This window comes from cf. Phormidesmis sp. LEGE 11477 (assembly GCF_015207105.1).
Classification (GTDB): domain Bacteria; phylum Cyanobacteriota; class Cyanobacteriia; order Phormidesmidales; family Phormidesmidaceae; genus Phormidesmis.
The window spans coordinates 33,558-48,230 of record NZ_JADEXO010000040.1 but is presented as its reverse complement, the minus strand read 5'-3'; the positions used below and the strand labels follow the sequence as shown (position 1 = coordinate 48,230).

12 protein-coding genes are annotated in these 14,673 nt (G+C 49.6%); 8 read left to right on the top strand and 4 right to left on the bottom strand.

Translation table 11 applies throughout. The features are described 5' to 3' along the window. On the bottom strand, positions 1–1,514 hold a 1,514-nt coding region (locus IQ256_RS13500; RefSeq protein WP_193856063.1), incomplete at its 3' end, for a filamentous hemagglutinin N-terminal domain-containing protein. A gap of 439 nt (positions 1,515–1,953) precedes the next feature. On the opposite strand from IQ256_RS13500, the gene IQ256_RS13495 reads away from it, so the two are divergent. Together IQ256_RS13495 and IQ256_RS13490 are read left to right on the top strand one after the other, a co-directional pair. Beyond that, positions 1,954–2,187 (top strand): hypothetical protein, encoded by a 234-nt coding sequence (locus IQ256_RS13495; RefSeq protein ID WP_193856062.1) that lies wholly within the window; start codon positions 1,954–1,956, stop codon positions 2,185–2,187. Positions 2,188–2,236: 49 nt separating this feature from the next. Beyond that, entirely contained in the window at positions 2,237–2,548 is a 312-nt protein-coding gene (locus tag IQ256_RS13490) for a hypothetical protein (protein WP_193856061.1), read from the top strand. Positions 2,549–2,611: 63 nt separating this feature from the next. On the opposite strand, the gene IQ256_RS29645 is transcribed toward IQ256_RS13490, so the two are convergent. Together IQ256_RS29645 and IQ256_RS29640 are read right to left on the bottom strand one after the other, a co-directional pair. Continuing rightward, complete coding sequence (locus IQ256_RS29645) at positions 2,612–3,364, bottom strand: transposase (RefSeq protein ID WP_370623444.1); 753 nt, start codon at positions 3,362–3,364, stop codon at positions 2,612–2,614. A gap of 13 nt (positions 3,365–3,377) precedes the next feature. Then, positions 3,378–3,974, bottom strand: coding sequence for a DUF6444 domain-containing protein (locus tag IQ256_RS29640; protein ID WP_228024851.1), 597 nt, complete (start codon positions 3,972–3,974; stop codon positions 3,378–3,380). A gap of 645 nt (positions 3,975–4,619) precedes the next feature. Between IQ256_RS29640 and IQ256_RS13480 the strand changes: the two genes are divergently transcribed. The 6 genes from IQ256_RS13480 (at position 4,620) to IQ256_RS13455 (ending at position 14,229) form a co-directional block, all read left to right on the top strand. Next, positions 4,620–6,716 carry a response regulator gene (locus tag IQ256_RS13480; RefSeq protein WP_193856060.1) on the top strand — a complete coding sequence of 699 codons (2,097 nt, stop codon included), beginning with the start codon at positions 4,620–4,622 and terminating at the stop codon, positions 6,714–6,716. A gap of 306 nt (positions 6,717–7,022) precedes the next feature. After that, entirely contained in the window at positions 7,023–8,189 is a 1,167-nt protein-coding gene (locus IQ256_RS13475; RefSeq protein ID WP_193856059.1) for a pyridoxal phosphate-dependent aminotransferase, read from the top strand. Positions 8,190–8,259: 70 nt separating this feature from the next. After that, complete coding sequence (locus IQ256_RS13470) at positions 8,260–8,736, top strand: GNAT family N-acetyltransferase (protein WP_193856058.1); 477 nt, start codon at positions 8,260–8,262, stop codon at positions 8,734–8,736. 80 nt (positions 8,737–8,816) lie between these two features. Continuing rightward, positions 8,817–9,482: a Fe2+-dependent dioxygenase gene (locus IQ256_RS13465; protein WP_193856057.1), complete on the top strand. Its 666-nt coding sequence runs from the start codon at positions 8,817–8,819 to the stop codon at positions 9,480–9,482. 576 nt (positions 9,483–10,058) lie between these two features. Then, complete coding sequence (locus IQ256_RS13460; protein ID WP_193856056.1) at positions 10,059–13,922, top strand: kelch repeat-containing protein; 3,864 nt, start codon at positions 10,059–10,061, stop codon at positions 13,920–13,922. A 112-nt stretch (positions 13,923–14,034) separates the two neighbouring features. Beyond that, on the top strand, positions 14,035–14,229 hold the full coding sequence (locus IQ256_RS13455; RefSeq protein ID WP_193856055.1) for a hypothetical protein: 195 nt from the start codon (positions 14,035–14,037) through the stop codon (positions 14,227–14,229). A gap of 103 nt (positions 14,230–14,332) precedes the next feature. On the opposite strand, the gene IQ256_RS13450 is transcribed toward IQ256_RS13455, so the two are convergent. Beyond that, the gene (locus tag IQ256_RS13450) at positions 14,333–14,575 is read right to left on the bottom strand and encodes a hypothetical protein (RefSeq protein ID WP_193856054.1); all 243 of its coding nucleotides are present in this window, start codon (positions 14,573–14,575) and stop codon (positions 14,333–14,335) included. Positions 14,576–14,673: the final 98 nt, after the last annotated feature.

Here is a 14,673-nt window from a genome sequence, read left to right as displayed (position 1 = left end):
TCCCCCGCCGCCCCAAACGAACCGGCAGTCAGCTTGCCGTTGACAGCAATATCACCAGCGGCAGTAAGGCTAATATCCCCCGCCTGCGATGTCCCCTCTGCAAATAGGTTGTTGTTCGTAGCGATCGCACCCTGTTCACTGCTGAGATTAATATCTCCCCCATTACCTGCTTCGCTACGACTATCTAATAGCCCTGTAGCAACATCGCCTAGCGCTGAAAGAGTAATCGCGCCGCCATTGCCAGTGCGGCTACCCGTGACAATTGCCGCCATCGCCGTATCGATCTGACTAGTTTCATCAAAATCGGCAGCGGCAATACTAGCAGCGCCACCATTGGTGATAATCTGAGCGCCTAATCCCATCGTAAAAGCGGCCACGCCAGGATCGCGATCGCCTGGATTAACCGAGGGAGCATTGATCTGCGCGGTGAAATCGCCGCCGTTGAGCTGAACGCTGCGATCGGGGCTCAGCGTGAGCGATCGCCCCGATAAAAACGTCAGATCGTTGTCGGTAGTACTGGCAATATCATCGTTAATAGTGATGTCGTTGTCGGCCTGAAAGATGACGTCGTTCGTCACTAGCGCCGTGCCAATTGCATCACCATTAAGCAATTCGCCTGCCTGAATAAGAATGTTTTTAGGATCGATTAATAGAGATCCCACTGTGCCATCAGGCGATCGCGTATCTACAGTGCCGACTAGTGCGATCGTCTCACCTGATAGCTCTACTAAACCGGCTGGGGCTAGAATCTGTCCGAGCTGGCGAACGGTGCCACCGTTCAATACAAGCTGCTGCTGCGGGCCTATCGCTAGCACCGCCCGATTTTCGATGGCGCTCTGCGGCTGACGCCTGCCGTATTGAATTCCCGGCGATACGCTCATCGTCAGTAGCGGCAGAGTCTCTGGGCGGAGCGCACTAAACTCAGTGCCAGCTACCCAGAGCTGGTCTGCAGTTGTAGCCGCAAACGAACCCAAGATATCTAGCTGTGCCTCTTCTCCAAATACAATTCCATTAGGATTCATCAAGAACAGATTCGCACTGCCTTCGACACCCAACGTTCCTAGAATATTAGACGCCTGCTCGCCTGTTATCCGCGTCAGAATGTTGGTGATACCCTCTGGGTTAATGAAATAGACCTGCTGCTCTATGCCCACATTAAACTCAGAAAAGCTATGGAACAAAGCAGATCCTCGCGCCGCACCGCCGTCAATTCGAGTGCGACTAGGTGCTTCGATTAGCGTTGAGCGCTCGCTACCTAGGGTGAGATCTGGATTTAGTTGAGCAGTGAGTTGAGTAGTGAGTTGAGTAGTGAGTTGAGCAATTGATTGAGCCGTCGGCTGCCGAGCAACAGATTGTTGAGCTGTAGACTGAGCTGCAGACTGAGAAGCAAGCGGCTGAGGTTCAAAGCGTTCAATTGCTTTAGCGGGCTGTGCCAAACCTAACGCTAGGACAGCAGCAGATCCTAAGACAGTCTCGGCAATTCTTTCACAAAACGGCCTAACTAGCGGATACATAATGAAGGCAAAGCAATAAACGGATCTAGTACTGCGCTGTCAGTCACGCCGCCTGAGTAAGCAAGGCAAAAAGCTTACTAGGGAAACGCAATGAAGCCGTACTTCGGGGGCTGCTAAGAAACCTAGCGTGATTCGTTGAGCAATATTGTTATCTTTTGTTGCAGCCAAAGACAGACGTTAGTGGCTCTTTTTTGCCAACTGTTTGTTTTCGAGCGATTTGATCGGCATAGCGCGAAAAGCACTTTTAACACTTTATACGAACGAAGCTACGAGCTTCAGAAGCCCTCTTGAGTCTGAGGATCTAATTCTGAGCGGCTAAAAAGGACTTCGGATTTACGGTAGCCAACCGATAGAGTAGATATCACTTTTATACCTTTTCTCTGAATGGGAAAACACTTTATACGGCTATGAGCAGTGGCTCTTTACACATATCCTGGATGTGGACTTCCTTTCATATTTTAATCGGGCGCTTTCTTACCGATCGGCGATCGCCATTGTCGAACCTTGGGAGCACGTCGGCTACAACCCTCAAAGCGAGCCGGTTTGCGCCTCGGTAAACGTCGCCTACATCGCCCAGAAGATAATAGATCTACTAAGCGTTCATATCATTAGTGTTGCAGACGCTTTTACACGGCCTCGACGAGATACAGCTACTCTTGCTCAAAAAGCCTAGCTGAACTTACTTTGTCCTAAATTATTCCTGATTATCAGGAGAAATTTCTATGTCCGCTAATCAACAGATCACTAACCAGCAGGCGGTCATCACCGCCATGAGCGTCCTGCTATCGACCACGCCCGATCTTCCTCTAGGCAAACTGTTGAATGTTTGTCTGATGGCCAAAGTTGAGAACAATTCAGCAGCAAAAGCACAAGAACTTTTTGATGACCCTAGCAAGGTCGCCTATTGGGTACAAGAAGTGATCGGTAGCGATGGGAAATACACCCCTGAAGAGTGTCAGGCGCTAGGTGATATGGAATTAACCGATGTGGATAGCTACGTCAGCGAACTAAGCGCAGAGATCGCTGCTCTGTAGCTGCTGTCCTGTAGCCGCCGTCCTAGTGCCATATCCATTCTGACTCGATCAATCTGTAATTGCTCAACTGGGTTGAAAGAGCGATTGACCATCGAGTGCCCTTTCAATCGCCTGCAAGTCAGAAAAGCCTTGCCTTCTGCCTGTGTTGACAACAGAACGAACAGCAGCGAACAAGTCCCTCCCCCAATCAGAGCGAAAGCCATTAGTCACTTTTCGGAAGAGTGTACTCATCCGAATCGCTTGCTCGCTGGAGTTGTTGGTCGGCGGAATCGACGCATCTTCGAGAAACAGAAATAGATTCTCCTGAATCGCTTCGTAGCGCTTTCTCAAACGGATGCCGTCGGCTTGGTCAGGGTCTAAGTCTAAACATCGCCTGAGCCTGCGTTTAATATCCAGTCGATACTGATAGCGCGTTGAGAGGGCCAGCGTATCTCTACGCTGGTGAATGGCGAGTGCTCTAAGCAACAACCGCTTCATCATCGGTGCAAAGACCCTATCGCCCGCATCGATAGCGAACTGAAGGTTACGCCGTTGATGGGCTAAACAGACCTGCCACTGCATAGCAGGATGCTTACGCTGGGCGCTGAAGAGGTCTGAGACCCAAGTCTGAGGCACATGGTCACCCAACACCGAGTAGATCACACTCGCACCGCGCGTCGGACAAATGAGGTGAAAGCAAACATCTTCATTCTGAAATACCCACTCCCACTGGGTCTTACCCGCGACTCTAGCACTAGTTTCATCAGAGCAAATTAGCTCAGCCTGCTGCAACCGCGACTGTATCTCTGCGGTTGGGCTGACCAGACGGGACTTCACACGAGCGAGCAAGTTAGCAATCGCACCTTCTGAGTATCGATAGATTGAACAGTTCTCTCAAGAGCCGGGATAGTCGCTGATAGCTAATCGCATGGCCATAACGCAAGTACGCCACCAGCCGCTCTATCGTTTTGCCGAATGGACTCCCTGGCGATAGCTCATCAGGCACAGGCGCAACGAAGTGACCAGAGCAGTGAGGACAACTGCCTTGATAACGCTCTACCCTAGTCACTATCGGTTCTATCGGCGGCAGCTCTATCTTGTCGTAGCGGCTATGCAGGCGTTGCGAAGTCACGTTCAGCGGCATCTCGCAACTCGGACAACAGGATAACTGCGCCACTACTGTTTTATGCGGATGGGGATGCAACTGCCGACCACCGCCTGCTCTACCCACACTGGCCTCTCGTCGCTCGCTGCCTTTTGGCTGCTCTTTCTTATTGGCCTTAAACCCTTGAGTCGGGGGCCGACTTGAATTCTTACTCGTTTTCTTCGGTCGTTTTTCTATGGCTTCGAGACGCTTGCTGAGTGTCTGATACTTTTCCCACAGCAACTGTATCAAGGCGTCTTTCGCCTCGGATGACAGACCGCTCAAATCAGGGAGTTCTTGCATACCATTACACTATTGACTTTGCGCTTCTGTTGCAAGCCACTTCGGGGGGAGTTGAGCAATTACAACAGAAGTATCGGCGCGGATTCAAAACGAGTTAGAAAGCTACTTTGCAATTCCTCACGAAATTAATCGTTTAAATGCAGCGGCGCTATTAGACAGACAGCAAAGCAAGACCCTTTTGAGCAAGTAGAAGAAGCAACAAACGCTCACACCGAATCTATAGAAATCCACACATAGTTTAAACCACGTGTTTAAACCATTGAAAGCTATAGACTAAAGTTACGAGCTTCCTGTTTACGGCAATCCGCCAAAAACTTTCGTGCAGGTTAAGGCAATAATCGTCTTACAGTATTAGTGACAAGAAGTGTTAGCTCAGTTAAAGCTATCGAGCCTATTACCGAAGCCAATCTATAGGCAAAGGCTCGTCTAAAGCTTACTAGACTAAAGCTAGACTAAAGCTGATAGAAATGGCGCTGATAAAGCCAGCGCTCATGAAAGATAACGCCGCCTGACGCTGCCTAGAGCCAGTATCAGACAGGCTGAATAGGAGCTGCCCGTCGCTTAGTCGGGCACTGTAGCACAGTGCTATAGTACACCTTTGTTATCTGATCTTTATGAGCGGTAGACAATAGTGCTGATAAGACGATGGAACGGGTTGAAGCTATGAATGGATTGGCTGCTTTTTTAGAGCCTGTGAATATTCTTTTGCTCGAAGATAACGCAGCCGATGTAGATCTGCTTTCAGCTATTCTGCTCGATAGTGATATTGCCTGTAGGCTGACTGTTGTTGATCATCGCGCAGCGTTTTTATCGACGCTCAATACCCAGCCAGTTGATATTGTCTTATCAGATTACTCACTGCCTGATTTTGATGGACTCAGTGCGATCGCGCTGGTCAAAGATAGTTTTCCAGATGTTCCTTGTATCTTGGTTTCAGGCGTCTTGGGCGAAGATCGCGCCGTAGGAGCCCTAAAAAGCGGTGCGACCGATTATATTTTGAAGCAAAACCTGGATTGTCTGGTGCCTGCAGTCAAACGAGCGCTGCGAGAACAACAAGAAAGGCGAGCGTTACTCCAGGCTACGGCTGATCTACAGGACAGCGAGACTCGGTTTCGGACTTCTGTCGAAACGATGGCAGACTGCTTTATGCTGCTACCAGCCGTACGAGACTCTGAAGGGTTTATCCAAGATTTCACGGTAGGCTATTTGAACTCAGCGGCCTGTAAGTATCTCTCCGTATCCCAGAGTGGGCAAGTAGGAAACCCCTTGTATACTGTCATCCCAGCCTTCAAGAACACAGCTAGAGAAAAGTCTAAGCGACTTGAAAAGTTTGATTTGTTTTTGGCGTTTTGTGGGGTGATAGAAACAGGCTATCCTTTTTCAGGAGAACTTATTTGTAATGCTTATCAGCTATCCGATCAGTTTGTTGTAGTTGATATTAGAGTTGCCAAGCTAGACGATGAACTAGTAGTGACTTGGCGCGATGTAACCGAGAAAAAACAAGACGAACAGAGATACTTACAGCTATTAGCGACGGCTGACTCTAGCTTTAATCAGGTAGAGCAAGCCAATCAGTTTAGGGATGTTTTTTTAGGAAATCTCTCTCATGAGCTGCGATCGCCCCTATCAACAATTATGGGCTGGCTAGAGATTTCAGGCGATCACCTAGACAATGAAGCGCTGCTATCTAGAGCGATTCAGACCAGCTATCACAACGCGGAGCTCATAGACCGACTAATTCAAGATCTTCTAGATGTTTCTAGGCTGCCTTATAACGGCTTAGAGTGCGATCTCGAATCACTCTCACTCGATAGACTTGTTAGCTTGGTCTCAGATATCGTCGAGACTAGCAAACCAGCCGCTCGAAATAAAAACATCGAGATTACACTTTTGCCTTTGCTGCTGTCAGATAGCAGCAGAGGTTCAATACTAGGTAACTTTGCTAGGTTACAGCAAGTTTTTCGTAATTTGATTTCTAATGCGCTTAAGTTCACCCCTGCGGGCGGTCAGATCAGCGTCAGCCTCGAACAAACCGCCGACTTAATAGCTGTGTCGGTGCAGGATACGGGCATCGGCATCTCGTCTGCCGCAATGCCTCATATTTTTGAGCGATTTTGGCAGGGGGGACAGTCTTCGCCTGCGGTTTCATACCATCGCTTTTATGGTGGATTGGGGCTAGGGCTACCGATTGTCAGCTATATTGTCGAGGCACATGGTGGCCAGGTGAGCGCCGACAGCGCTGGCTTTGGCAAGGGTAGCTGCTTCAAGGTAGATCTGCCGCTGGCTTCAAAGCAGATTTTGTCTGAGGCTGATAGTGCAAAAGCATCAGCGTCTGAGCCGCTAGAGGCGGATTCTCTAGCGGGGTGCCGGGTTCTAATATTTGAAGACAACCCGGATGGACTAGAGGTCTACACATTTATGCTAGAAGCCTATGGCGCTACGGTAGAAGCAGCGCTGTCCGCTGATGCTGGGCTCAAAATCTTTCGAGAATTTCAGCCTGATGTCTTGGTGAGCGATTTGGTGATGCCCGGTAAAAGCGGTTACGAACTGATCAGAGAGATTCGGTCTTTACCAGCAGTTGCCGGTGGCAGCGTTCCAGCGATCGCACTGACTGCCCTATCAGAACCCCAGTACCGTACCCAAGCGCTGCTAGCAGGATTTCAGCAACACGTTGTCAAACCCATAGAGCTGCAAGAGATGGCAGCGATCGTTTCAAAACTGTATCGGCTCAGCTCTACCTAGGCTTTAGGCTATCTAGACTCTAGCCAGGATCTAGCCAGAGTCTAGCCAGAGTCTAGCCAGAGTCTAGCCAGAGTCTAGATAGAGCTAAGTGAGGCTGCATTCTTGCTTTGCCAGTAAAGTTGCTCTAGCTGATGAGAGTATTCTTAGCCATTTTACAAAAGCTGATGAACAGGGTTTCACAGCATATATCTGAAGAATTTGACTTTAACTGTCTATTTAAGGGACAAGAACGTTCGGAATCGATCTACGGTAGTGTACTGACCACTCGCCCACCCCCTTGATGCAGGTTTGGTACCTGTCGTACACATGAAGATCGCCTCTCGAATCAGCCGAGTCAATCCCTCTATGACCCTCGCCATTTCGGCCAAGGCCAAGGCCATGAAAGCCGATGGACTAGACATCTGTAGCTTTAGCGCTGGAGAACCTGATTTTGATACCCCCGAGCATATTCGAGCGGCGGCCAAGCGCGCACTAGACCAAGGCAAAACTCGCTACGGCCCAGCGACAGGAGAACCCGCCCTTAGAAGTGCGATCGCCCAGAAGCTTCAGCAGGATAACCAGCTTGCCTATGAAGCTAAAAACGTCATGGTTACGAACGGCGGCAAGCACTCACTCTACAATCTGATCATGGCGATCATAGAACCGGGCGACGAGGTGATTATTCCTGCGCCATTCTGGGTCAGCTATCCAGAAATGGTCAAGCTAGCAGGCGGTGTGCCGGTGATTGTTGAAACCACTGCCGAGACCGATTACAAGCTAAGCGCCGAGCAGTTAAAAGCGGCAATCACACCCAAAACGCGGCTGTTTATCCTAAACTCTCCTTCTAATCCAACCGGGATGGTCTACACCTCCACTGAGCTGCGAGCACTAGCAGCGGTGATTGTTGAGTCAGATATTCTAGTCGTGTCTGATGAAATCTATGAAAAAATTCTCTACCAAAGAGCCGAACACATCAGCATGGGTAGTTTGAATTCAGAGATTTTTAAGCGCACGATTATTAGCAATGGATTTGCCAAAGCCTACGCAATGACCGGCTGGCGGCTGGGCTATCTAGCTGCGCCTGAGGCGGTTATTCAGGCGGTGAATACGCTGCAAAGCCATAGCACGTCCAATGTGTGTACGTTTGCTCAGTATGGCGCGATCGCGGCGCTAACTGGCCCTCAAGACGATCTGACAATGATGCGGCAAGCCTTTAGCAAGAGGCGGCTCGCCATTATGGAGATGGTCGCCGGCATCGCCGGGCTCAGCTACATAGAGCCTAAGGGTGCCTTTTACTTATTCGTAGACATCAGCCAAACGGGGTTAGGATCTATCGAATTTTGTGAAAGGCTCCTAGCCGAGAAGCAAGTAGCTACAATTCCTGGTATCGCATTTGGGGCAGAAGGCACTATTCGGATCTCTTACGCTACCGACCTAGACACAATCGAGCGCGGCATGAACAGAATAGACGGCTTTGTCAAAGCGTATACTTAGATCTAAACATCTTGTTTCAGACTTCAAGAATCTTGTAATCGGGCACTGTTGTAGTTTCTAGGCATTTATGATGATTCGACCGATTGTACCTAATGATAGGGATAATCTCATTGCTTTGGCCAGCGCGATCGCTCTATTCGAGCCAGATGAAGTCGCCGATATTGCTCGTATGCTCTCCGAACATTTCAGCAATAGTTCCAAGCATAGGGATATGTGGTTCACAGATGAAGAGAACGGCGAGCTTATCAGCATTGCTTATGTGGCACCAGAACGAATGACCGAGGGCACATGGAATCTATATCTAATTGCTGTTCATCCTCGTTATCAAAAACAAGGGCGCGGCGCGGCTTTGTTGGATTATGTCAAACAGACTTTAGTTGACCTGAAGGCGCGCGTATTGCTAGTAGAGACGCTGGCACTAGACGAGTTTGAATATGTTCGTCAGTTTTACCAGAAAAGCGGCTTTGAAGAAGAAGCTAGAATCCGAGAGTTCTATGCAGCAGGAGCCGATAAGGTAATTTTTTGGCAGACGTTAGCTCAGACCTGACAACTTTTCTCACTGGAGTACTTTGCTCGACGGATTTGTTAAAATGCTGGCTCGAGCAGAGCCTGGTGTGAGAAAACCATATGATTGTTTGCATTCCCGACCTACTGACAGGCAAAGAACTAGATTATCTAGAAAAAGCGCTATCTGTCGCTGACTTTGCAGACGGTAGGCTAACGGCAGGATGGCACGCCAAACTAGTCAAACAAAATCAGCAGCTCTCAAAAACGCCAGATACAGAGGCATTAAAAGATTTTGTTCGTAAAGCGCTAAAGCGAAACCCACTTTTTCAGGCGGTCGCTAGACCCAGGGCTATTCACTCTCTGCTGATCAGCCGCTATCAAGAAGGAATGTCGTACGGGCGGCATGTAGACAATGCGTTGATGAAATCAAGCGGCTTTTTGCGCTCTGATCTCTCTTTTACGATCTTTCTCAATAGCCCTGATGCCTACGAAGGGGGCGAACTAGTCATCGAAGGCGCAGATAGCGAAACCCCCTATAAGCTGGCGGCAGGGAGCGCGATTGTCTATCCCTCAACGAGCCTGCACCGGGTAGATCCAGTGGTGAGCGGCGAGCGTCTAGTTGCGGTAGGCTGGGTACAAAGTTTGGTTCGCCAGGCCGAAAGGCGAGAGATTTTGTTCGATTTGGTGACAGCGCAGCGCTCACTGTTTGCAAAAGAGGGCAAAACAGATGAGTTTGACTTGCTCTCTAAAAGTATCGCTAATCTGTTGCGAATGTGGGCCGAATAGTCGGTCAACCCAAAGACGCCACCCTCTGCAAAAGTGTTTACTCAAAACAAAAGAGAGTAAAAATAGCAGTGATAGAGATTACAATACAAAGGTGATCGAATCTCTGTTGTATTGCCATATGATCAGGCAGCGTGAACTTCTTTCAACAAATGCTAAGTTTTTTCATCTGACTCTTCTGTCACCATGTCTTCTAAGTAGGATTACTGATATCGGGGTACTCGATATTGAAAAATGATGGTTGTGCATTTGAAGGATCTAGCCCTCCAATGTATTGAGTTTAGAACACTGGTTCTAAAACGTTGAATCTAGAGCGTTGGAGTTAGATCGCTGGATCTAGAACGTCAGATTTAAGACATGGGTCTAAGTCTAATAACTTAGATTGAATTTAAGTTTTCGGAAATATTTAGATAGCGCTGTGTAGCTAACAACAGATCAGCGAAGACAAATTATTAGCTAAAAGCAGAGCGGCTAAAAACAGGGTGACTAAAGTATCTTTAGCCATCACAGTTTGACGTCCGTTAATTACTGCACATTGCTATTACACACATTGTTTATAGATAAAAAGTAGGGATCAACATGGTTAGACAACAGGCTGAAGACGCTTTGCTAAATGGCCCGATTATTACTGCCAACCACGCCGGCTCAGACGGTACGTTTGTTGACTTTCGCTCGCGTTTCGACGACTTTATCGAATGGACCGTCGATGCGGCTGCAGCAGGCGATTATGATCTAGCTTTTCGATATGCTCTCGCTGCTGCTAGGGAGCGTCCGCTAGCCCTCTCTATTAATGGGGCGACCCAGCTCGACCCACTAGAATTCGACAGCACGGGTAAGTGGAGTAACTGGGATTTAGTTAATCAGACTGCCACCTTAGACGCTGGTATCAACACCATTCGGCTAACGGCTATCGGCAGCAGTGGTGCCAACTTTGACTGGCTAGAAGTGACCCCGCTTGATGTTCCTTCCTCCCCCGATGTTCTTATTTCTGATGCGATCGCCACAGAAGGCGACGACTTTCTCGTTTTTGATGTCTCTCTTTCTACCGCTAGCACTGAAGATATTATTTTGGCTCTGACGGCTACCGACGGGACTGCTAGAGGCGGTGCGGCGATTGATTTTGATATTGACCCGGCTGGAGATCCGATCGACTATGCTAACCAAATGTTTGAGGTTAGTAGCGATGGTGGCAGTACCTGGCAGAGCGCCAACAATGAAACTGAGATTACTTTCGCATCTAATCAGACCCTGCTCAAAGTCAGACTAGCTATCAATGACGATGATGCGACCGAGTCTACAGAAACGCTCTCGCTGCAGGTTGCTAGCGTCTTAGCAGGTGGCGTTGGCAGCATCACAGCGGTAGGCTCCGGCTCAATTAATGACAACGATACGGTAATCGATAACGGCTGCGCCCCGATCTCTTTGTTGCCATGCACAGACATCAGACTAGAAGGCGATTTTAACTTCAGTTTTGAAGGGGCAGATGGCGGGCTGGTTGACAGAGACGGCGAAGGACTCGGTTTCACGATGGTCGATCCCTCCTCTAAACCGAGTAATACCAATCCGATTGCGGGCGTGGTGGGCTATCTACCAGACAATCTGAATGTAGAAGATGGCAAGCTGAAGATTACAACAACTTCAGGGCTACAGGTTCGAGGAAAAAACAGCCAGGACAATGCGCTAGGCGTCGGTCTCAATGTGCCCAGCGAGCAGCTGAGGCTAGAAACGACTTTGGTGGATTTGCCGACTGCGGCGGGTGGGTTTTCGCAGGCAGGGCTCTGGTTTGGACAGGCAGAAGACGGCGGCGTGGGCAGTAGCGAAGATGACTACATTAAGCTAGTTGTTGTTTCTAAATCGCCAGGAGATTACAGGTTACAGGCTTGGTTTGAAGTAGATGGCGCGGTTACTCAGCAAAAACTTATCGATATTCCTGATAATTTGACGTCGCTCGATCTGAGTATTGATATCGATCCTTCTGCTCAAACGGTCACGGCTCGGTACAACACAGGCGCAGGCGCAGAGACGCTCACGACGTTTACCGAGGTGCCTCCTGAGTGGTTTAGCTTCGATCAAGCGGGCCTCAATCCAGAGATTGGCACTCGCAGTTTTGGCGGTATTTTTGCTAGCGATCGCAAGGCCCCTAGTGAGCAGGTATTTAGTTTTGAAAACTTTTCAATCACTGAAACGCCGCTTGATGGCGACCCAGACGACCCAGGTGATCCAGGCGACCCAGGCGACCCAGGCGATCCGGCAGAAACAGCTCTGTTCGATCGATGGTCTATTCCCATCGTCAAAAAGCCCACGGCAATGGCTACAGGGCCAGATGGGCGTCTGTATGTAGCAACGCTTTTCGGAGAGATATATGCCTACACCATCGATGCAGACAATCGCACGTTCACAGAAGAACTGATTGAAACCATTCCTGAAAAAGAGAACGGCAGACGCCTGACGCTCGGTCTGGCCATCGATCCGGATTCTACGGCAACAGATGTCGTATTGTGGGTAGCCCATTCAAACGGCGCAGTTAGAGATGGAGCCTTTAATTCGGGTAAGATCTCTCGTTTGTCGGGGCCAGGATTTACAGAAAAAGAAGACATCATCACAGGACTTCCACGGGCGATCGCCAACCATGCCACCAACAATATCGACTTTGGCCCAGACGGCAAGCTCTACCTCTGGCAAGGCGGCAATACTGGGGCGGGCTCACCCAACACTGCCGATACCGAATTTGGCGATTTCGCTGAACAGCCGCTGTCTGCTGCCGCACTCGTCGTCGATATTCCACAGTGGAAGAACAACCCTACTGATTTCGATGGTGATGTCGCTGCGCTAGAAGGAGAATTCATCGACGAATTCTACGCGCGTAAAGCTCAAGCGCTAGGCCGTCCCTTTACCGAAGTTCAAGTCTATGCATCTGGTCTACGCAACACCTACGACGGCGTTTTTCATACCAACGGTAGTCTCTATGCGCCCGACAATGGTCTGGGCGTGACCGGCACGACACCGCCTGTGCCCCGACTAGGCGATCCAGCCGATCGCTCGATTACGACCCTCTTTGGACAAGTGCCAGAAGATAACCCTGGCAAACAAAAAGATCCGCTCAATCGAATTGTCGAAGGTGGGTATTACGGCCATCCCAACCCCTACCGAGACGAAGTTGTCTTCAAAGACGGGAGCTTTCAAGGATTTAATGCTGACAATATTCCAGTGGGTCATCCAGACTACATTCCACCAATAATCGATCTAGGCACCAACAAATCTGCTAACGGCATCATTGAATACACAGCAGATAACTTCTTTGGTCAATTGCAAGGTGATTTGCTGATTACCAACTTTTCTAAAGGTGATGATATCACCCGAATTGAGCTATCTGACGATGGGCTGATTGTAGAAGACTCTGCCGCTGCGCTGATTGTTGGATTTGAGGACGAATCTCCCATAGAATCATTCATTGACGGGTTCACAGAGCCACTACCTATTGCTATGGGGCCGGATGGCTCGATCTTTGTGGGTGAGTTCAACGGCGGTCAGATCAGCGTCTTAGAATCTGTGGGCACCTGGCGAGCCGATCTGCCAGCCGTACCAGCGCCTGCTGGCATTCTAGATGCGGGCAGCACCACCCTCGACAGCGAACTTTACATGGTCGGGGGCAAAACCTCTACCTCACATGTGAACAGCTTTTACATATACAGCCCTGGCGATCCGATCGATCCGACCGATGATGTTTGGTCAACCGGGCCAGACCTACCGGGCGTAGCTGTTGAGAATCCTTCTGTAGTCTCGTTCGACGGCAAAGTTTATGTCTTCGGTGGATCGACCAGTCCTTTTTCGGGGGCAGTGAGTAATGCGACAGTCTTTGATCCTGCTACGGGCGACTGGACGACGCTAGCGGATATGCCAACAGCAAGGGGAGGAGCCACTGCTCAGGTCATAGACGGTGAAATATACGTCATTGGCGGATTGGCTAACGGGTCATCAGTGGATACTGTGGAAATCTTCGATCCTGTGACGGGTACATGGTCGGCTGGGCCATCTCTGCAAACCGCTAGGGATAACGCTGGCAGCGCAGTGATTGACGATTTACTCTACGTCTTTGGCGGTCGAACAAGAAACGCCGATGACACGCTTACTAGCCTTGAAATATTTGATCCGACGAGCGATCTATGGACAACGGGGAGTTCGATGTCAGTTGGGCGGCGAGCGATGGCGGTAGGTCTGATTGGCGATCGCATTCAGGTCACAGGCGGCGAAGGCGGCGGCAACACATTCTCAGCGCACGAAGAATACATCCCCTCAACCGGCCAGTGGAGAACGCTAACGCCGCTTTCAACCGCCCGTCATGGTGCAGCGTTTGGGACAATTGACAATGTCACCTACGTGATAGGTGGCGGGCCTACAGCGGGCAGTTCTTTCACCAATGCGGTAGAGGCGTTCGACTTTTAGGCTTTCTTTTTACCAGCATCAGTGTGCTAAAGCTAGGACACGCTTGCTATTGATATGTAGTTTCATTAGCTATAGGATATTACTCTTAACCTAGTATATTTTTTGGAGCACCATGGCTAAAAAAATGAAACCCGTAGAGCTTTTTCTCTCTCTAGGTCTAGTCGCTTCTCTAACAGCGGTTGGCTGTACGCCCGAGGGCGGTGAAGACGTCGAGGTCATTGAGACTGAGCCTACTGAGGAAGTTGAACCCACCGAGGAAATCGAAGGCGGCGAGGGCGGTGAAGGCGGCGAAGGCGGCGAGGGCTAGTCTAGTGCCGCTATTAGCTGCTTAAATATGGCGGTGCGGAAACGTTCTCTAACAGTTTTTTGACATTAGAGGTATGCGTTCGAGCACCGTCCCGTCTATCTATCTATCTGTCTGTCTTCTCAGCGGCTTCATCTATACGATTCGTACCTACCAAGATTGCCTGAACCAGAATTCTCATCAGAGTATCAACATCCTCAGGCACACGGTAGCTCTCTAAACCCACATGAATATGCTGTTTAGTCCTATCTAACAAAGCAAATTCCCAGAGCTTGCCTGTGGTGACAGAGCCCAGTAGTGTTGGCTGCTGTGGCGTTCGCTCCCAGTTATCAAGCGCCCCAGTTATCAAGCGCTATGAGTTCGGCGACTAGTTGAGTCATGCCGTGGTCCAAATCTTGGCGTTTCGCTTCTATCACTAACAGTTCGCTGCGCCCTCTAAACAAGTAG